The organism is Candidatus Paceibacterota bacterium (genome assembly GCA_041661265.1).
Lineage (GTDB): Bacteria > Patescibacteriota > Minisyncoccia > JAHIHE01 > JAGLIN01 > JBAZUT01.
Genome location: JBAZUT010000016.1, coordinates 14,413 through 36,198, shown reverse-complemented (window position 1 = coordinate 36,198; position 21,786 = coordinate 14,413). Strand labels below are relative to the sequence as shown.

General features: G+C 41.5%; 9 protein-coding genes. All 9 read right to left on the bottom strand.

Translation table 11 applies throughout. The features are described 5' to 3' along the window. The coding region (locus WC788_08635) for a LamG-like jellyroll fold domain-containing protein (protein ID MFA6097661.1) at positions 1 to 3,185 on the bottom strand (3,185 nt) is incomplete at its 3' end. Positions 3,186 to 3,396: 211 nt separating this feature from the next. Then, positions 3,397 to 5,856: a LamG-like jellyroll fold domain-containing protein gene (locus tag WC788_08630; GenBank protein ID MFA6097660.1), complete on the bottom strand. Its 2,460-nt coding sequence runs from the start codon at positions 5,854 to 5,856 to the stop codon at positions 3,397 to 3,399. 85 nt (positions 5,857 to 5,941) lie between these two features. After that, a complete protein-coding gene (locus tag WC788_08625; protein MFA6097659.1) occupies positions 5,942 to 8,620 on the bottom strand; it encodes a LamG-like jellyroll fold domain-containing protein in 2,679 nt (892 codons plus the stop codon). A gap of 85 nt (positions 8,621 to 8,705) precedes the next feature. Then, positions 8,706 to 11,525 (bottom strand): LamG-like jellyroll fold domain-containing protein, encoded by a 2,820-nt coding sequence (locus tag WC788_08620; GenBank protein MFA6097658.1) that lies wholly within the window; start codon positions 11,523 to 11,525, stop codon positions 8,706 to 8,708. A gap of 85 nt (positions 11,526 to 11,610) precedes the next feature. Beyond that, positions 11,611 to 16,374 (bottom strand): DUF2961 domain-containing protein, encoded by a 4,764-nt coding sequence (locus tag WC788_08615; protein MFA6097657.1) that lies wholly within the window; start codon positions 16,372 to 16,374, stop codon positions 11,611 to 11,613. A gap of 568 nt (positions 16,375 to 16,942) precedes the next feature. Then, the gene (locus tag WC788_08610) at positions 16,943 to 18,007 is read right to left on the bottom strand and encodes a glycosyltransferase family 4 protein (GenBank protein MFA6097656.1); all 1,065 of its coding nucleotides are present in this window, start codon (positions 18,005 to 18,007) and stop codon (positions 16,943 to 16,945) included. A 155-nt stretch (positions 18,008 to 18,162) separates the two neighbouring features. Further along, on the bottom strand, positions 18,163 to 18,453 hold the full coding sequence (locus WC788_08605; GenBank protein MFA6097655.1) for a GIY-YIG nuclease family protein: 291 nt from the start codon (positions 18,451 to 18,453) through the stop codon (positions 18,163 to 18,165). 188 nt (positions 18,454 to 18,641) lie between these two features. Beyond that, positions 18,642 to 19,223, bottom strand: a complete 582-nt coding sequence (locus WC788_08600; GenBank protein MFA6097654.1) for an MBL fold metallo-hydrolase — start codon at positions 19,221 to 19,223, stop codon at positions 18,642 to 18,644. A 35-nt stretch (positions 19,224 to 19,258) separates the two neighbouring features. Then, positions 19,259 to 21,721, bottom strand: a complete 2,463-nt coding sequence (locus tag WC788_08595; protein ID MFA6097653.1) for a glycogen/starch synthase — start codon at positions 21,719 to 21,721, stop codon at positions 19,259 to 19,261. Between the last annotated feature and the right edge of the window lie 65 nt (positions 21,722 to 21,786).

Sequence of the window (21,786 nt, the reverse complement as noted above, 5' to 3'; positions counted from 1 at the left end):
CAGGCAATAGTTATGCCAGGCATGGGATTATTAAATTGATCTTGGGGAGTGGCAGTGAAGGTTTGAGTAGCTCCTTTGAGAATTGAGGAAGAGGCGGGAGAAATGGAGATAGAGGTAAAAATAGGGATATAAACGGTATAACTAGCTGAGATAACAGCACTATCATTTAAGCCTGATTTCGTGGCAATGGCTTTAATGGTGGTATTGGAGTTAAGAGTAAGGGTGATGGGATTGGAAGAGGCGGGAGTAGATGAGGTGGGAGTTGAGCCGTCGATCGTGTAGCGAATAGAAGCTCCGGCGGTGAGAGATTTGATTTCTACGGTTAAAGGAGATTTGTAGGGTGAGGAAGGATTGGGAGAAATGATTGGTCTTGAGGCAGTGGCAGGATCATTTCCGATTGAGGCTTGAACGGTATTGCCATAGGCTCCCATTTCAACTTGAGAAGGGCAGCCTAAAGAAGGACAGTTAGCGATTACCGTGCTGGGGTCTCCGGCACCGACAGCGGGAGAGAGTTCGGAGGGAGGATCGTAGACATAGCCGGAGGAAGTCCAGCGGCCGTATGGGGATTTCAGGTGAAAGTCGGTGGAAGAGGCGAAAAGAGGGTTTGTGAGAATATTAGTTCCATCAAGACTTCCACTGGATATAGAACCAAAGGCATTATTATAAAAATCAGAGTACTTAATCGTATCAGTAACACTGCCGCTTTTAAGTATTCCGTAACCTCCCGCATTATTTGCCAATACACTGTTTTTAATCGTAACTTCCATCGGCATATTTTTTTTATTATTAAGCTTAATGGCGGGTACTCCAGGCTTAAATGCATTAGTAATTGTTGCGCCATCAATAGTAACATTATTAATTGAGTCAATTACAATACCGCCAGGCCCTCCAGCGTAAGCGCCAAGTGCACTGCACCTATTGTCATTATTATTAGGATTATCCCCTCTACAATCAATTAATGCGTTCTTTATATTAATTGTATGTCCGTACCACCGTGTATTATCCGTAGGAAGCTTAGTCTGATCCCATATTAAAATGCCGGCATTAGTAGCTCCTACAACAGTAATATTTTCAATATTAATATTTATATTATTTGAAGAACCTGTATTACTAATCTGAATGCCAAATTCTAAAGAAAAGTCAGGCAATATTGCAGGCACGCTTGAAGAACTGCCGGTATCCTCGGCGTACATATTTTTTATAGTGACTCCATTTGCGCCATCAAGTCTAACGCAAGTATTCCCTATATCTTTGCAATACACGTTATCAATTGTAAGATCATGCATCCCTGTATTTTCCGTAACACCCACGCCTGAATGCCCTGAATTCGTATACCGGATATTTTTAACATTAACATTTCCACTCCCAGAACCGTCAAGTTGAATTAGATCAGCGCCAATAAAACGACCAGTTATATTTTGAATATCTACATAATTACTACTCACTACATGTACCGCCATACAATCAAAACCTTTATAATATAATCCACCTTGACACGCATTTTTAGCTGGGATACGATAAACATTTCCATCAAATGTGAGATGCTTAATTCCGATGTTGGTTTTACCTCTGCTTAATAACATTTCATATTTAATTGTAGTCAAACTCAAAGTAACATCGTCGAATTCACCCTCTAGAGATATATGCGATTGCATTACTATTGAAGTTGTTGAAATATCATAGGGTGTTGTTGTTTTGCGTAAAATGACCGTTCCTTTCGGCGCTTCGGCTGGATTTGAATATGTATTTCCCGCCTGCAAATTAACCGCGCAAACATTGGCTCGATTAATCGCCTGATTAATCTCGACCGCGTCATCACTATGATTTACGTTAAAATCCCCTGTCCCGTCATCATCAACATAAAATGTACATGCCGTCGAAGCTTCCGTAACCGTCAAGCCCGCACTACCTGAAATTCCCCCGCTTGATGCGGTAATGGTGGCAGTTCCTAACGCCACCCCCGTAGCTTCTCCGGTGGAAATATTAGCAACAGCAATTCCGGGAGCGACCCTTGCGATTCCCGTATCTGAAGAAATCCAATTTATCGTAATGCCGGTCATTAGATTCCCATTTTGATCCTTGGGCGTGGCGTTAAAAGTTTGAGTGGAGCCGATACCGACAGAAGCAGTGGCGGGAGAGACAGTGATGGAGGTGAGAACAGGAACATAGACCTCAGCAGTGGTGAAAGTTTTATCAGTTCCGGTAGCCAGATTCCCTGCTCCGTCTTTGCTTTTCACCCGATAATGATAAAGGGTGGAAGAAGTGAGATTAGTGAGAGCTTGGGAATGAGAAGCGACCATGCTTAAATTGAGCGTGGTTGAATTTCCATAGCTTAGGGTCGTGCCGTATTCTATTTGGGTATCACTGGCCTCGTCCGTTGTCCAGGTGATAGTAGCGCCGGAAGAAGTGATAGAAGAAGCTGCTTCGCCGGAAATGACGGGAGGAGTAGTATCAGGGACAGTACCCGCATCGTAGTCAGCTTGGACTTCAGCAAGGGTCAAAGCTCGATTAAAAAGTTTCACTTCGTCGATCGCTCCATTATAGTTATGAGTGCCGGCGTAGTTAACATTGATCTGAGCAATTGATTTTACAAGATTCCACCCGGTGGAATTGGTTGTGCCTAAGACTTGGCCATTGCCGTAAAGCGTGGCAGTAGTGCTATCGTGAGTTAAGCAGACATGGCTCCAGGTATTAGCAGTAAGAAAGTTATTGGCCGAATAAATGTCCGAAGCCCAGGCTCCGCCGTAGACTCGGCCATTGCTTTCAGTAGCGATATACATGGCCTGATTAGCAGCGCGGGTGCCATAAAAAAAGAGGTAGGTGCCATAAGTGGGAGTGGCTAAGGTGGAAGGCTTAAGCCAGAGGCACATAGAGCGGGAAGATGTTCCTGAGGGAAAAGAAGAAGGGTTGTTTAATTCCACGTAATCATTGACTCCATCGAATTGGAGGCCGTTGCCTGATTTGCCGGCTACCCAGGCAGGACCATTGACCAGAGTTCCAGTAAGGTTGTTGCCGGAGGAATCAGAAGCGGAGGTGCCGGAAGTTTCATCAAACTTCCAATAAGCTGTTTCTCCGGTAGCTTGGGTCGAGAGAGAGGAAGAGAAAATAAAAATACCTGCCGAAAATAAAAGAGGTAGGAAAAGGGACAAAATAGTTTTGGAGAGATGTTTGTGAAAATGAGCCATAGATATTAATTATTATTTAAAATTATATACTAGAATAATTCAATTTTCTTACTATATTATACAATTAATATATCTTTTCTCCAAAATGTTTTTATGCACTAAAACACCGCTTTTTTCAAAACGGTGTTTTAAATTTATTTGCATTTGTTTTGATATTTAGATTAATAATTGTTTTTAAATTTAAAATTTATCATTTGTCATTTTCATTTCCCTACCCCCACTGGCTCATCAAGATCCCGAAGTCAACGGAGTTGACTATGCCGTCCTGATTAAGATCAGCGGCGGGTTTTAAAGTGCTACCCCAGGCGCTCATGAGCATTCCGAAATCAGCAGAGTTGACGTGGCCATCGGAGTTAAGGTCGGCGGAAGAAGAGGGTAAAGGTGCGAAAATTGGTGTAGTCGGCAATTGAATTGTAATAGTGTTAACTGGAATAAGAGGGTTGGAACGATACCAAATAGCATCAGGAGTAATGGTGGTGGAAGCGGTTTTACCATCTTTTGAGGCGGTGATAGTGTAAGTCATTTCTGTCTGAGTAGTTGAGGTTTTATAGAAATCAAGGATAGCTGCTGTGTTTGTTGTATCTGAAGGTAGTGGCGTGTGCCCGTCGGAGCCAGTGAGAAAAGAAGATTTAATTGTTCCATCAGCGTTAATGGAAGGATAATTGGTATTATCAATATTATTCGCAATTCCAACAATAGCTCCGTTAATCGGATTATTATTGGAATCAACGACTTTAACGTCAAGATATTTGTAATCGTAAAACTTATCATCCGGCATATCGACATTAACAGTACCATATTTTACGTTTAAGAAAGGAGGTAGCTTGCCACGTATTGACTGATCGGCCGGATTATCCAAATCATAAATGCGAATATTATTCATAACCATATCTCGCAGTATTGAACCCGACGAATCTCCAGGATGATAAGTTCCGCCACCAGCTTGGCTAGCTTGATAATTTGCGTAAAAGCCCAGTCCCGGTACATTTGAAACTGTATTATTCCAAATTTTCGCATTTTGCCCGCCAGAATGCCAGGAAAATAACGGACCGGTTATATTTCTTATGGTATTATTATATATCTGAGACGTTAAATTAACTCCGCCCAAATATTGATTTGCCCGAAAATCAAACAGTCCTCCGCTCGGAGTGCCTTTAACCGTGGAATTTTCTATTATATTATCGCTGAATATTACGGCATCAGTCTGCTGGGAGCCATAAACGCCAAGCATCACGCCTGCGTCAACATCATGAATCCAATTATTTTGAAATTTGCATCCGCCTCCGCCTTCTTTGCAATAAAATAAATCCCCGGTATTTATATTATAAAATTCCGAATTGTATACGCTTCCTCCGCCATCAATAGCATTATTTTCTCCCCATGCAATTATCGTGAGAATGTTGCTGCCTGTTATGCCAATATCGTGAATTTTTGAATTGCTGATAGTTCCCCTACTGAGATCTATTCCATATCCGGTTAGGTTATAAAATTCAGAATCGGTCATATCCACCCAAAACGGAACATAATTCAAAAAAAGTATATAATAACCAAGATTATCATGAAATTTGTTGTTGTTCCAACTGAACTTTCTAGTCGGTTTGCCATACTGATTATAATCGCCAAATTTAATACAGGGCACAGGAGTTTGTCCGCATATGCTAACATCGCTATTATTAAGATTCATCGCAGCAACGTTGTTATGATTTAATATGTACCAAGCATTTCCGGTAGCCGAAGTGATAATCGCATTGTTAATACTCAATGTTCCGGAATTTAATATGCCATAAAGATTATGGGAAGGCTCATTAAATTTCAATGTTATACCTCCTGCCGTTGCCGCATCAATTGTCAGTGTGGCGGAAGAACCTATGCTCACATTCGCCGTCAAAATATATTCATTTCCTGATTTTGATAATACAGCCGGATTATTAACGGCGGTATAAATATCATCTAAGGTCACCGTACCGCTATTAAGAGAGATTGTACCGTCGGAATAAACGACATTTGACGGTATAAAAGCACGATTATAAATTCGAACTTCATCAATAGAGCCATTAAAAGCATATCCTCCCCCAACATTATTATACTCGCCAATTTTTAAACTGTTTGAAGAAATATTGCAAGGATAAGTACTCGAACTTACCAAAACTCCGTTTAAATATATATAATGTCCATTAGCGTCGCCGGATAAAACAATATGAGACCATTGGCCATAGGGTATCGGCGGTTGCACCGGATAATCAGTGCAATAAAAACTAAGATAACCATTTTTTACCCAGCTTTGTATCCCGCTTATACCAAAAATATGATTTTCCGTATTGTCGCCTGCCGCCGGATTAATCCATGCTTCCAAAGAAAAAGTATTTAATCCGCTTAATGGAACAGTTGTTAACACATAATCATCAACCCCGTCAAAACTCAAACCAGTCCCTATCTTACCCGGAGTCCAAGTCGGTCCATTGGTTAATGTCCCTGTGCTATTATTTCCCGACGAATCGACCACAGTCATTCCGGTTCCCTCATCAAAGTTCCAATAACCAACTAAGCCAGTATCGGCCAAAGCTTTATTGTTCTTGTTTGCAACGGGTAGAACAAATACCCCCGCTAAAATCGTCAGTGCTATAGCAGCGAATAAAATTGTTTTCGGGAGCTTTTTAGAAAAATGATCCATAAGAATTATAGTTTAAAAATTGGGTAATTAAAAATTCATTAGAAATTAGAAATTTAAGATTAGAAATTATTTTCTCTTTATTCCCCTACCCCCACTTACTCATCAACATTCCTAGATCTTGAGAATTAACAAACCCATCCTGATTAAGGTCAGCCTTGGGTTTATTGGTGTAAGTCCAGAAGCTCATCATGATGCCAAAATCAACGGAATTAACGATACTGTCAGAGTTAAGGTCGACAGTTGCGGTAGGTGCAGGTGTAGGAGCCACAGTGGTTGCTAGTTGGATAGTAATTGTGTTGGTGGGAATAAGAGGGTCGGTACGATACCAAGTGGCGTCGGGAGTGACGGTAGTGGAAGCGGTTTTACCATTAGAGGAGGCGGTGATGGTATAAGAATAAGAGGTAGTATTTGCTCCGCTGTTATAGTCTCTCTTTCTTAAGAGCGCTATCATACCGGTTTCATCGGAAGGCAGAGGGGTATGGCCATTGGAGCCTGTTGTGATGGTGGTTTTGGCATTGAACCATTTATCCGTCACATTCGGGACCGGAGCAACAGTATTGGGGGCTATTGTGATCGCCGCACCATTGATCGGGTTATTGTTGCTGTCTTTTACATAAATATCAGCCAGTTCATACCAATTAACTTCGCCGGATTCAGCGCCATTTAAAGAGCGATACATATTTGTTATATTTTGAACCAAAACATTGGATAAGAATAGTTTATTATTTCTTACAACAAATCCATAAGTAGCATTTTTAAACTGAGCATTGAATATCCAATGATAAGAAACTTGCGCATAAGGTTGATAATATATATTGGCTGCCTTGCCTGCTCCGCCATCAACAATTAAATTTTCATATCTATTTCCACTGGGGAAATCACTTACCCACATATTCTGATACGTATATATCCCTGTACCGCTTACATTGTTTATAGTAACATTTTTAAACAACCTTGTTTTCCCAACATTCCAAAGACCTTCTTTATCTGATATTCCTCCACCGGAACCTAACCTACTGTTCTCGATCACTATATTATCCATCGTTACACCCGTCGCCCCACCAAATATATGGATAGCTCCCCAATATGGATGAGAACTGTTTGAAATACGTATGTTTTTTAGGGATGCATCAGTAGCTCCACTGTTCAATGTTATGGTCCCACTATAAACATATCCTCCATGCACATTTTCAAGAATCAAACCGTCTATAACTGCTTTGTATCCTGCATTTTCAAACAAATAAAGAACGGAGGGGGCATATTCAGTCGAGTCCGTTACATCTACATTTTTTATAGTTGTATTCAGAATTTGTACATATGGTGAACCAGCTTTAGCATAATATAATCCAGTATTGTCTTTTATTTTAATCCAGCCGCCATCGATAACGCTATCCTTTATTAACACTGAGTAGCCATCGGCATTAGCTTTTGTCGCTGACCAAATATTGAATCTTTTTCCATTTTTTGATTTTATTGTAGAGTTATTGATAGTTAAATTCCAACCAGTATGAATAAAATATCCATCATCTACATTGTTATTCATCAAAAGAGTCGTATTTTCAATATTTAAATTATACGGGCCCGAGCTGTCAATCTTAGCATTCAAAGTATAAGTGTTTATCGCAGAATCATAACTCAATATTGAAAAATTATTAATATCCTTATAAATTGTGCAAAGAGTGCTTGTGCTGCTATTAAGCATAATGGTATTGGTACTGGCGTTGTAAGTGGCGGCGCCGATAGCAGAACAAGTGGGCGAACCGGAAGAAACAACGGTTATGCTTGATGTCCCATTTGTAATTCCGCTCGAAGCAGTTATGGTGGCCGTGCCAACCGCCACTCCAGTAGCAACTCCGGAGGAATTAATCATAGCAATGGAATTATTGGATGAAGTCCAAGAAATTGTTATTCCAGTCATAGTGTTATTATTCTGGTCTTTAGGAGTGGCAATAAAGGTTTGAGTAGAACCTACTTGAACAGTTGCGAAGGAAGGAGAAACTGAAATAGATGTAAGAACGGGAATAGGAGTGGGGGTAGTCGTTGGTGTTACACTTGGAGTTGACGTGGTTGCGGGGGTCGGTGTGGGTGTTGATGATCCTGTATACTCGGCTAAAACTTCAGAAGCAGAAAGCGCGTGAGAATAAATTTTCACTTCATCGATAGAACCATTGAAATTGGCACTACCATACTTATAACTGCCAATTTTTATTAATTCGCCAAGATTGCCTGTACCTGCACCAGAGCCTCTCAAAATTCCATTTACATATAAATAATGGCCGTTGGAATCAGCAACAAGAACCACATGCGACCATGTACCGTAAGATAGTGAAGCATAATTCGCATAATTACCTCCCATTAAAAATTGAAACATATTACCGTTTACTACCCATACCTGCATGCCACTGCTTCCAAAAACATGATTCTCAGCATTGTCTCCCACGGTTGGATTTATCCATCCTTCAATTGACCAGTTATTTTGATTGAGTGCTAAAGGCATGCTGACAAAATCATCCACTCCATCAAATTGCAAAGCATTGCCTGATTTACCGGAAGTCCAAACGGGACCATTAGTTAATGTTCCGGAGTTATTATTTCCGGAAGAGTCGGAGGCAGTAGTGCCGGAAGTTTCGTCAAAATGCCAAATCCCGACTTCTCCCGTGGCGTGGATTAGGGTTGGTTTTGAAAAAATAAGTAATGCTAAAAATATTAGCGGCAAAACAATGAATAAAATTGTTTTCGGGAGCTTTTTAGAAAAATGATCCATAAGAATTATAGTTTAAAAATTGGGTAATTAAAAATTCATTAGAAATTAGAAATTTAAGATTAGAAATTATTTTCTCTTTATTCCCCTATCCCCACTGGCTCATCAACATTCCTAGATCTTGAGAATTAACAAACCCATCCTGATTAAGGTCAGCCTTGGGTTTAGAGGTGTAGTTCCAGAAGCTCATCATGATGCCAAAATCAACGGAATTAACATGACCATCAGAATTAAGATCAGCAGTGGAGACGGCTGGCGGAGTGACTGCAGTCGTCAGTTGAATAGTAACGGTGTTCGTGGAGACAAGAGGGTTCGTGCGATACCAGGTGGAATCGGGGGTAACCGCTATAGAATTGGTTTTGCCGCCATAAGAAGCCGTAATGGTATAGGTCATTTCTTGCTGGGCAGCTGAGGTCTTCCAGAAATCAAGAACAGCTACAGTATTGGTGAGATCCGATGGAAGAGGAATGTGTCCGTCAGTACCGGTTGCAACAGACAACTTGGTTTGACGATACAAATTTATGGCCGGATAATTGGCATCGGTATCGTTTGCGATAGTTACTGTAGCTCCATTAATTGGGTTATTGCTTGAATCCACGACTTTGACATCAAGATATTTGTAGTCATAGAAATAATCATCCGGCATATTAACAGTCACCGAACCATAGTTTACATTCACAAACGGAAGAAGCTTGCCGCGAATGGATTGATCACCTGGAACATCCAGATCATATATGCGGATATTTCCGGGAAAATTCATGTCATATATTATTGAATTTGCCGAATCACCGGGGTGATACGTGCTTCCTCCGGCCTGGCCGCTTTCATAATCAGCGCGAAATGATTGTCCGCTGGTCGCCGTTACATTTTCCAAAGTGTTATTCCAAATTCTTACATTTTGTCCGCCGGAATGAAATTCAAATATCCTGTAACCGCTTATATTTCTCAATATATTGTTATTGAAATTGGATTTTAGATCTACTCCCCCGAAATATTGATTCGCCCGCCAATAAACGACCGCGGACGACACTGTACTGTTTTCGATCAGATTATCTTTATAGATAGTAGTATTGGGCCAGCCGGAACCATAGAACCCAATGATATATCCGAGGTTCACATCATGAATATGATTATTTTGGAAAACACATCCTCCTCCGCCTTCTTTGCAATAGAAAACACTGCCGGTCCCCGCGACATTCGTATTTATATTATAAAATTCAGAATCATAAACTTGTCCGCCTTTTCCCCAAGAAATGATGGTCAAACCGCCATTACCCGGATCCAGATCGTGAAATTTTGAATTTCTTATCGTGGCCTGCGTGAAATCAAACATTCTCCATGTCAGATCATATGCTTCAAGATTATCAATATTCACCCAGTAAGAACCGTTTCCCGTGAAAAAAACATAATATCCCAAATTATCATGAACTTTCAGGTTTGTCCAAGTTACCGTATTGGTTGTCGTTCCGACATCATATTCACCGGTCTTAACACAAGGATATACATCAATTCCGCATTTACTGATGTCCGAATTGTCCAATTGAACCTTGGCGTCATTGCCGGATAATATGTACCAGGCATTTCCTGTTGCCGAAGTAAGGATGGCGTTATTGATATTCAATGTTCCCTTATCCATTATGTAATAAGTATTATGAGCCGGTTCGTTGAATTTCAAGGTTATGCCGCCCGCTTGCGACGCGTCGATCGTGAGAGTAGCTCCCGGATCAATAGTTATGCTGGAGGTTAAAGTATATTCAGTTCCCGTTTTTGACAAAACCGCCGGATCATTGACCATATTATAGACATCTTCAAAATTCGCTGTTCCGGAACTGATAGTTATCATGCCACCGGAATAAGTGACGGTGGCGGGAGAAACTGAAGAGGTTATCACGACAAACGCCGTTCCGCTCTTGCTTCCGCTTGAAGCGGTGATCGTAGCGGTGCCTGTAGCTACTCCACTAACTACTCCGGAAGCATTAACAGTAGCAACACCCGGGCTGGAACTGCTCCAGGAAACTGCAACTCCGGTCATGCTATTTCCATTCTGATCCTGGGAAGACGCGGTGAAAACTTTAGCCGAACCTGCTTTAATAATGGAAGAAAAAGGAGATACGGAAATTGAAGTGAGAACCTGATCGAACGTTCCTCCCTGGTAATCAGCTGAAACTTCGGAAACGGTAAGAGCACGGTTATAGACTTTTACCTCATCGATCAAACCATCGAAATAGTTTAGATTTGCGTTCCCCTTTCCGATCCTCTTTACTCCTCCGAAAGTATTCATGGCGCCAAGCTGCCCCCCGGTAACAGTTGTTAAAGGAGAGCCGTCATAATAGAAAACAGCGGTAGTTCCGGATTTAACCAGGACCACCTGATGCCAGACTCCCTCCGTCATCGCGGATGGCAGAACGGCATCTATGGATGTATAGGCCGATCCTCCTCCGTAATTATATCCAAATCTTAATTTTTGCTGACTTCCCCTGTAATATAAATTAAAATAATCACCAGTTGGCCATTCGTCACTGGTGGCATAGATTCCCGAACTAACCGTATTATCATTAATATTTATCCAGGAAGAAATAGAGAAATTATCGGCCGCGCCGAAATTTAAAGAAGCATTGCTTCCCAGATCCACATAATCATTTATTCCGTCAAATTGCAAAGCATTCCATTTCTTGCCGGTGGTCCAGACAGGACCGTTCAATAATGTTCCGGTATTGCCATTTCCCGACGAATCGGCCGCAGTCATTCCGGTTCCCTCATCAAAGCTCCAATAACCAACTAAGCCAGTATCGGCCAAAGCTTTATTGTTCTTGTTTGCAACGGGTAGAACAAATACCCCCGCTAAAATCGTCAGTGCTATAGCAGCGAATAAAATTGTTTTCGGGAGCTTTTTAGAAAAATGATCCATAAGAATTATAGTTTAAAAATTGGGTAATTAAAAATTCATTAGAAATTAGAAATTTAAGATTAGAAATTATTTTCTCTTTATTCCCCTACCCCCACTTACTCATCAACATTCCTAGATCTTGAGAATTAACAAACCCATCCTGATTAAGGTCAGCCTTGGGTTTATTGGTGTAAGTCCAGAAGCTCATCATGATGCCAAAATCAACGGAATTAACGATACTGTCAGAGTTAAGGTCAGCGGGTGATGAGATAACTTTTTCCAATTTCAAATCATCGAGATAATAGATGTCTCCGGCTGAGGCTAAACCCGGGAAATAAACCTGAAAACGAGTATCGGAGACATTGCCTGAAAAACCGGAAGTGGTAAAATCTTTGGTAAAGACCTGCCAGGAAGATGTAAGATTAGGAGTATAACTCGCCAAGCCGTAATTGGTATAAGGAGAAATATCTTTAAAAAGATTTACTTTAAAATCATGGCCGGTTGAGGAATAGGCGGAGAAAGTTAAGCGATATGAAGTATTGGGTTCCAGAGAAATGCCGGATTGATACAGTTGCATATTAGTGCCAAGGGTGGAAAGGAAAATTTTGGCGGCTTTAAGGCCGGTGCTGGCGGGAGGAGAAGACGTAAAAGTGCCAGTGCCGTTAGTGTAGAAAGTCCAGGGAGAAGTGCCGGATTCAAAGGAAAAGTTTAGGATGAGATTGGTTTGGGCCAGGGTGACAGCGACAGAGGCAGTGCCGGATTTTGCTCCGCTGGAAGCGGTAATAGTTGCAGTGCCAAGTGAAAGCGCAGTAGCCATACCGGTAGAATCAACGCTAACAACGGTGTTATTGGAAGAAGTCCATGAAATATTAACGCCCGTCATAGAATTTCCATTTTGATCTTTGGAAACAGCGCTAAACACCTGAGTTCCATTAATTGGAATAGAGACATTTATTGGTGAAACTGCGATAGAAGTGAGAACAGGTACATAAGATAAATTCAAATGGCTCAGCCAAACATCGGCCATTTTATCGGAGCCAGAATGAGTAGGATGAAGACCAATGATGCTTCCGCCTTCAAGATCAGTAGCCGTATTAATACCGGCTTCAGCATTCATATCCACAAAATAAACATTTCCGCCTTTCCCCTGCACTATAGTCTTGATTGCCGCATTATACGCATTCACCAAAGAACTGCCCGGATCATATTGAGTCCCCATTGGAATAATCGAGGCAACGTAAACTTTTGTATCGGGTAAATTTGTTTTTATCTTATCGATCAAAACACCGAGATCAGCCGGCGCTTCCGCTACTCTGGATGGCCGAAAAATATTATTTGTTCCAATATGTAGCGTAATAATATCAGGCTTCCTTTGAACAGGATCGGCCGTAATCCACGCAAGAGTGCTATCAAATGTTGTAGAAAGCTCGCTTATTGTTTTGCCGCCCCAGCCTTCATGATTCGAGTCAAGAGCTTGATCCGGTACGCGGATAGACGGTTGCAGTATATTCTGAGCGGTTGTCGTGGTAGAACCCACAAAATCAAAATTCCAGCCGGCAGCTGTCAGAGAATTAAATAATTTGACGCGATAGCTGTAATCCCAAGCGGTTATCGAATCGCCAAGAGGCATAATTTTTGTTTTAGCAGCGGGAATATCAGAAATTTCTTTATATACTTTTACATAATCGAATATAAGCGGATTGGAAACTGTAGATGTCCTGCAAGTCGCAGGATCAGAAGATGTACAAGGAATAACTTGTAAGATCGGAGCTATTCCATCTTGCCAATAATTTAAACTTCTCACCGGCCATGGGGTACCTTGGGGAACACCGTCAAAATACACTTGCATCGAACCTTGATGAGTGCCATCAGGAAGCAAAGCGCCAGTGCCATCATCTCGCCAATACAAACCATACCGATGAAAATCTGCTGATAAATTGCCGACTGTTGTCGTCGGATAATTAAAGCCTATCGCGGTGATTCCATCGGTACGTTTTTGGTTAAATGTAAGATCATGAAAATTAAGTTTTGTCCTAGTCAAACCTGTAGCAGGATACCAATGCTCAAGAATATCCACCTCCTCAAATTGATTAATACCATTATCGGTATTCGCCGCACTGCATCTTCCGCCTGCGCATGTCTTTCCTACCGGCAAAGCCCAATAAGAAAGCCAATAGCCATTGCCTTCCCCACTGGCATTGGTAGGAAATTTGATCTTAGCTTCAAAATACCCGAATCTTTGGCTGAACTTCGGCCTATCGCCCAAATTCGTGGCGCCAGGTATTCCGCCAGTATGTATCATTGCGCGATTTTGATAATCCCAAGTCGTAGAGCCTTGCTTTGGCTGTAACTTAAGCGTTCCGCCTGACACAGTAACTCCAGTAAATTGGCTTGGGCAGGTGCCATTCGGATCGCCGCACCACAATGCTTTCTCATATCCGCCTCGCCATTTAGTTTGATCAATAGCTGTTCCATCAAAATCATCATTAAATGTCCGATTCCATATTTTCCCCGGTTCATTCGTTGGCAAACCCGGATCAACAACTGTCGGAGTATAAATTATTGTAATAGATGTTTCCGCAGTTTTTTGAGGAGTCGCAGTATCAGCAGCCCGGGCAGTAATTACATTTGACCCGGAAACAAGCGCGAGATTTGATATAGTCCATGAAGTCGTGCCGCTGGCAAGCTGCCATGCGCCGGCGCCGACTTTCACTTCGACCTTATTCACAGCAATATCGTCCGACGCAGTCCCTGAAACGCTGGCAACAGCATTGTAATATGTTTCATTATTGGCGGGACTCGTAATTGCGATCGATGGCGCAGCAGAATCGGTTGGCGGAAGAACCGGGTTGCTTTCGACAAAATTAGTCGAAAAAACCTGATACTTGTATTCTGTCCACGATGCGCCGGATATCCATTTTATTTTCACTTGTATTTGGCTCTTTCCGTTTGTAAAACTCGACGGTATCAAATAATCGGAATCTTTCCATTTTAATGTCGCATTGGATCCGGCTGTGTACCATATTCCAACCAGAGTATTATCCACATATACTTCCGCTTGCTGGTTCAATACGCTATAATCCAAACTCCGGCGCAATATCACCCCGCTATTAACAGAATTGATCGATGCGTTGAACTGACTAGTTCCTGTATGGGTTCTGCCCGCATCGCTGACAGCTGTTTTATATTTCTCTCCGGGATAAAAAGAATTCAATGTACCCAGAGAGGCCTGATTGGTTATAGCATAACCATGGCTCGTCTCGCTCGCCGATGTTCCAATATCAATAGTGTCAGTTAAGACCATGCTGGCATCGGGTTTAAAATAATAATAAGCAAGCGTCCATTCCTCTACGGCGCGATTATTTCCGCTGCCATGCTCTACCCCGATTTTAATGTGTTTTCTAAACGGAATAAGATCGCTGATAAAAAAACGGTATTGGGAATTCATTGAAAGAGAACCCGCTGCCGCGGTTGAAGAATATAGCCCTGTATTTGCCGTCGCTCCATGCGTCGGCAAGCTAAAGTTAGTGACTTTATCCCCCATTCTGCTGGTTACATAAAAAAATCCGCCATTGTAAAAATCTTCGATACCGGTTCCTTGCGCGATCGGACTCTGGCTACCATCAACATATATTCTTTCATCCCCTTCCATAAAAGGATAACTGCCAACAGTGCCATCTGAATTAATTATAATAGGACCTTTAATACTCTGCATTACACCGACAAAATTACCCGAACCTTCAGCGTCTATAATATTAAAATCCGTACCGTCATTGGCAGCATGCGACCCATGATTATATTGCGTTTTTAAGTATCCGACCTCTGAAAAATTACCGGCAAAAGGCTTATGCTTAATTTCATAAGCTATGCCATTAAGGGCAGATGGGTGCTGGCTTACCAATTCTATTTTAGCATTGCTCCGGAAAGGCATGGGAAAATAGCTGTACATAAATTCAGCCGCGTCTTTTCCGACCGGCAAAGCGCGTGTCGGATAAGGATTGGAATTGCCCATGGCAAAAAATGCTCCAATCGGCGCATTAATGCTGGGGCTGGCTTCATTGTCCCACGATATTTTTAAATACACGTTATTTAAAATATCCTTTGTTAGAGATGGAATTTTTATTTTTATCGAAGAAATGCTGCGAGGTCCGGCTATATCAAGCAAAGTCTGGCTAGTGTTCGCGGGCATATCCGCCGTTCCGCTGACAAGAACATTACCCGCATCACTTTTGGGATCATTGCTCGCGTTAGTCCATATGCTTTTTACCGATGAACTGTCTTCATTACCCGTCCAAGTCGCGACAGATGCGTTAACAGGAAACATATGATAATTAAAATTATAGAAAGTGGGGGTTTTTGTCCCTGTCAAAGTAATTTTAATTGAATTATTAAAAGTTATGGGTAAATAATTATAATTGCCTGAACTTGATATGGCATAATTCCCGGTCAGAGGAGAAATAAATGGAAGCGTACTGCCTAAAAACATAGTATTAAGCGGCATATTTTTACGCGGAACGGTTTCCCCGTCCAAATATATTTTTACAGTTCCCACCAAATTACCAAGAAGCCTAGCAGGCGTATTTTCTCCGGTCAATCCGGTAAACCACATGCGATCCAGTTGGCCCGGGCCTTTCAAATCCAAAATAACCTGTTCTCCGTTTTCCGTATAAAGCCATTTATCGTGATCCTGATTGGCGCCGGTTCTGTCGTAGCTGGAATCTGCTCCGGCTAACGTATCAAGCCTTAAATATGGCAATCTTTCAAATTGTGACATACCGGCAAGGCCATATGCCTCCATAGCATAAGAAATATTCGGACCGCTGACTAAAATTATTGCTGCCGCTAAAAATATTTTATAAACTTTTGTCATGTCTTTTTTAAACATACGTTTAAAATTTAATTAATTTATTAATTTTAATACTTGCGCGTTTGCTTAATTCTAAGCCCGCATATTGTTTTTGCGATGCAATTAAGAAATCAACATACAAATCCAACGAACATTTTTGGTGCTGCATAGTGATAATGAGATTTAATTATTACCCTTACAGGGCGCATTATCTCACTGTCAATAAATAGAATCAAATTTAAACAAATGCATATAAATTTTCTCAATAAAATAAATTTATTTTTTCTCATACAAAAATGTCGCTTGCCCTTTTTTTAAATGCTGCCATCGGAAAAATAAAAACCGAATGAAATAATTTTGCGCCGGAGTTTTAATTCTTTGTCCAGTTTCTCCGGAGACCTGAGCATCTGCCGGCTTGAAAAGGATAGCCATTCCTGCCAATAATACGAACATCAAAATGCAGAAAAGAACATTATTTATTGGAGCTTTTCTTTTAAACATAGCTGTTAAGCTTACGCCTGATTAAAATTCCTGTTTGCCACTAAATAATACTCATTCCCGATTTATAGATATTTTTTAGGAATTTTAAACATTATCTCTTTGCTTCATTGATTATTTTCTCATAAACCTTTTCATATGCGTCAACCATTTTTTCTATGGTAAAATATTTTTCGACATGCTTCCTGCACTCGGTGCGGTCGATCTTGCCGATGTTCTTTATGGCCTCAATAAGACCCTTTTCGTCCTCAACGACAAAGCCGGTGACGCCATCCTTCACGATCTCCGGAACAGAGCCTCTTTTAAAAGCTATGACCGGAGTTCCGCAAGCCATCGCTTCCGCCATGACCAGGCCGAACGGCTCTTCCCAGCGGATGGGAAAAAGAAGCGCCTTTGCTCCGCGAAGAAGTTTGTTCTTTTCTTTCGGACCCACTTCTCCTATATATTTCCTTTTCTTCCCGTCGATCATCGGCTCCACGGTCTTGAAATACTTCTCATCCGATTCGCACGTGATGTTGCCCGCGGCAATAAGCTTTTGTTTTGTCGCCTTGGCCGCATGTAACGCATCCCACATCCCCTTTCCGTAGTGGATCCTTCCAAGCCACGCCAAATAATTTTCCGGCTTTGGATTGAAATCAAAACTGTCTATGTCAATGCCGTTATACACGGTATCAATATAATTAAGATCAATGTCCGTGTGTGTCCTCTGGTCGAAACTTATGCTTACAAAATTGGTTTTTTTTGAATAGTATTTGAATGCGATATAGTCGTCATTACCTTTCTGTTTTGGGTCCGGAAGGACATTGTGAAGAGTAGTCAGAACCGGAGTTTTTGTCGTACCCGTAAAAAACAGAGCATTATCCATCATATGGCTATGGATCACATCAAATTCTCCCGAGTGCGAAAAGGCATTCGCCGCATTGATCAGGTTCTGGGATCTATGGAACCAATCCATCTTCTCTTCAAATAGCGACCTTGGAAAAACCGATTCCAGCTTTGCGCTTGTCTTTGAGTTTCCGGTCGCAAAAAGCGTGACCTCGTGCCCCCTCTTCACAAGTTCGTTGGTTATGCGGTCGATCATGATCTCGATTCCGCCATATTTTTTTGGAGGAATAGTCTCCCAAAGCGGAGCAAGTTGCGCGATTCGAAGTTTTTTCATTTGTAATATTTAACTTGATAAATCGACACAGTAACCATCATTTCGCATGAAGAGCGATTCCTCCACTCTCCGCCAGCCGGCGGATCGGTGAATGACACATTAATATATATATATATGTCATCCCGAGCAACGCCGAGGGATCCCTCTTTCCACGATCAGAGATCCAAGCTTAAATCTTTCCATGAAGAATTACCGGTCCTAATCAATTTTTCTTTTTTATCCCTCCTCCACTTTTTCAATTGTTTTTCTCTCGATATTGCATCGCGAATATCCGAATACTGCTCATAATATACCAACTTGTGACAAGAATATATTTTAGTAAATCCTTCAATCGAATCTTGTTTATGTTCAAATACTCTACGCTGTAAATTATTCGTAACTCCGACATATAGAGTTCCGGTAACACTTGCAATTATGTAAACATAATAAACATATTCCTTCGACATATTTACTCTCCTTTTTATTTTATGAGGTTTTTGTCATCTCGACCGATCCCGAGTACTCGGGAGAGTGGAGAGATCGCTCTGCCGTGGATATCCTTGTAAATAAATTTCTAGCGACACTGGAGGGATCTCTCGACTTCGCTTTCTTGCTTCAAAAGCTCAAAAGCTTCGCTCGAGATGACAAACATATTTTATTTATTTACCTTAAACATTCCTCCATGGCCCGGAATTATCCAATCGGAAATTTCCATAATCTTCTTTTGGCTCTTCAAATATTCCTCATCATTCCATTGCGGGTATGGTATTTTTCCGAGAGCTTCTTTTGTTGAAACCGCATCTCCTGCAATAACAACGATACCGTCCTTAGTTTTTACAACCACCGATATGTGATACGGAAAATGACCAGGGCTCAGAATTATTTTGACACCCTGTGCTATTTCCAAATTATCGAGCTCTACAGTTTCGCAAGTTATATCATTAATATTCCATTTAGAGCCGGGAAAATGAGAATGTTTTACATAAAGAACAGCATTCGAAAAAATGTTTGTATTTCTTGAATGATCTATGTGCAAATGAGTAAGAACTACCAGATCAATGTCCTTCGATTTTAGGTTTTCTTTAGCTAACGCGTCAACTATTTTTTGCTCATCTAAAAATGAGCCGGTATCAACAATTATATTTTTATCAGACTTGATTAGCGTCACCGTGGAGCTTGCCTTGAATACTTTGTCGCTCTCATGAACACCTTCTATCAAAACCTTTATTTCTACCATAATGATTAAAATAATCAATTAAATCCAAATGGCTTTTACATTGAAAGTAGTCCCTCGAATCCCTCCAATGCCGTCTTTATCACAATGATGGAAATGTCGATCACGCCTTTCTTGTATTTTTTGTCGCAGAGCGCCGAGTTCCACTTTATTTCCGCAAGCGACTGTTCGATGGCCGTTATTCTGAAAATATTTTTAAACCTTTCTTTCCTCGCTTCCGGAAGCTCATTCAAAAATATTCCGAGAAGCTTCTTTCTCCATGCGGGATATCTCCAGGTCTGCACCCAGAGATGGGTCAGATCAGCGGCCATATTATCGATCCTGACCGATTCCCAATCAGAAAGATAGACATCACCCCTCTCATCGATTATCTGGTTTGCCAGCGTGAAATCCCCATGAGCAACAACAAGGTCCTCGTCCAACTCTTTTTTATTCTTCTCAAGAAGGTCGGATATTTTTTCATGGTCAACTTTTCCATTCCCGACTTTTTCTTTTCTATAGAACCCGATCGTATTCTTATAATCCTCATATCCCCGTTTTTTTATATTCTTTATAATGCCGCTTTTCTCGGCCTCAGCCTTGAAAACATCCGATATCCCCTGGAGCCCCAGAAGATTTTTCACGGCATTTTTCGCATAAATTTCTTTTTCGTTCTTTGCCGGCATTTCATAAAAGGACCCAAGAAGCCTGCCTTCCACATATTCATGCATATACCATTCCGGGATCTCGCCGAAGGATCCGCCCGCATATTTCGTAAAATTTACTTTGCCTGACATTTGAGCGTTCTCGGTCAATATTTTGGTTATCTTCATCTCCTTCTCCAACGCGAACACCGAGCCGTTGTCATCGGCAAGCCTTGCTTTGAGAAATAGCTTTTTACCGCCCTTGGTGACCGGAGCGGAGTAAAATCTCTTTTTTCCTTCAATGAATTCCTTGAGCGGTTTCTTCAAAATAAAGCCTTCCTTTTTCGAAAGCGCTTTTATCTTTTCATCGATGTCTGTAATTGTTTTGTACATAAATTTTTTGTCCTTATTTTTTATGGCTTTATTATAAAGTATTATATATCTCTTGGCTGGTATCTTCCAGGAATATGATTCACGCATCCCCTTCCTGACAAGGTCTCGCCAGGAATCTTTGAACTTATAGTTTTCGAGCGCTCTCACGATTGCAACGAGAAGCGCTTTCTGGTTGAATGTCTTGAACACGAATCCGTTCCCATGCCTCGTCGCCGGATCGAAATTCGTTATGGTGTCGCAAAGCCCCCCGGTCTCCCTGACGATCGGTATGGAACCATACCGAAGACTGATCATCTGCCCAAGGCCGCATGGCTCAAAACGCGATGGCATAAGAAACATGTCAGAGGCGGCATAGATCCCGGTTATGCTTTTCGTTTCGAATTTAAGGAGAACTCCGATCTTCTTCGGATTTTTCTTGCTTATCTTCTTGAACTTCTTGCGATAATAGGGATCGGCAGGCCCGACCAGAACAAGCTGCAAATTCAGTCTCAGGATGGCATCGGTTATTTCCAAGATAAGATCAAATCCTTTCTGTTCCGTGATCCTGGTTGCCATGGCGATCAGCGGTATATCATCATTTTCCTCAAGACCGAAGTCTTTCTGAATCTTTCTTTTGTTCAGGATCTTTTTTTCAACAAAATCGTTTTCGTCATAATTAGCCTCCAGGCCGGGGTCGGTCTTGGGATTATAGCTCATATAATCGATCCCGTTCAAAACTCCATAAAATTCCTTTTTCGCCATCCTCTCTTCCAGCACATCATGCAATCCCTGACCCAGCTTCTCCTCCGAAACCTCCTCAGCATAACGCTCGCTGACCGTATTCACGATGTCGGAGCTCAAGATCGCCCTCTTCATAAAATTTATCCTGTCGATCCTCTCTTTGTCATTGAAGTCCGGGATTTCGCTTATCCCATCATCCTGTTTGCCTTTATCTATCTTCCACCAATCCCTTCCCATCTGGAAAGTGAGATTGTGTATCGTAAATAATGTTTTTATCCTGCTCAGTTTTTCTTTCCGATTGAATCCGGCCTTCAGAAGATATGGTATCAATCCCGTATGCCAGTCATTGCAGTGTATAATATCCGGCGTCCAGCCGTCCATATCCTCGATCGCCTTTATGACCGCGAAACAGAAGAACATATATCTCTGATTCTCGTCTTCATATCCGTACAACTTACTCCTTCCTCCGAAATATTTGTGCTTGTCTATGAAATATACGGGAACCTTCCCATCCAGCACGGATCCTTTTATCCTGAATATGATCTCGACTCCGTCCTTTATTTTCAATTTGATATTGTCCCGGATCAGCTTTATGCCATTAGCACCCTCATCTATCACTCCGTGGCGCGGCAGAATTATTCTTATATCATGGCCCATGTCCGAAATGGCTTTCGGAAGAGAATTTGAAACATCTCCAAGACCGCCCGCTTTGCAAAAGGGCGGAAGGTCCGTCGTTACAAATAATATCTTGAGTGGTTTTAGCATAAATACCCAGTTAAAGAATCATCCCGCAATGCTTGCACTCCAGAAATTTCTTTGCATAATTAGAT

Bases quoted from the DNA above. Each gene is read 5' to 3' on its own strand.
- WC788_08600 (MFA6097654.1), bottom strand. From the start codon at position 19,223: ATGGTAGAAATAAAGGTTTTGATAGAAGGTGTTCATGAGAGCGACAAA.
- WC788_08620 (MFA6097658.1), bottom strand. From the start codon at position 11,525: ATGGATCATTTTTCTAAAAAGCTCCCGAAAACAATTTTATTCGCTGCT.
- WC788_08630 (MFA6097660.1), bottom strand. From the start codon at position 5,856: ATGGATCATTTTTCTAAAAAGCTCCCGAAAACAATTTTATTCGCTGCT.
- WC788_08595 (MFA6097653.1), bottom strand. From the start codon at position 21,721: ATGCTAAAACCACTCAAGATATTATTTGTAACGACGGACCTTCCGCCC.
- WC788_08615 (MFA6097657.1), bottom strand. From the start codon at position 16,374: ATGACAAAAGTTTATAAAATATTTTTAGCGGCAGCAATAATTTTAGTC.
- WC788_08610 (MFA6097656.1), bottom strand. From the start codon at position 18,007: ATGAAAAAACTTCGAATCGCGCAACTTGCTCCGCTTTGGGAGACTATT.
- WC788_08605 (MFA6097655.1), bottom strand. From the start codon at position 18,453: ATGTCGAAGGAATATGTTTATTATGTTTACATAATTGCAAGTGTTACC.
- WC788_08625 (MFA6097659.1), bottom strand. From the start codon at position 8,620: ATGGATCATTTTTCTAAAAAGCTCCCGAAAACAATTTTATTCATTGTT.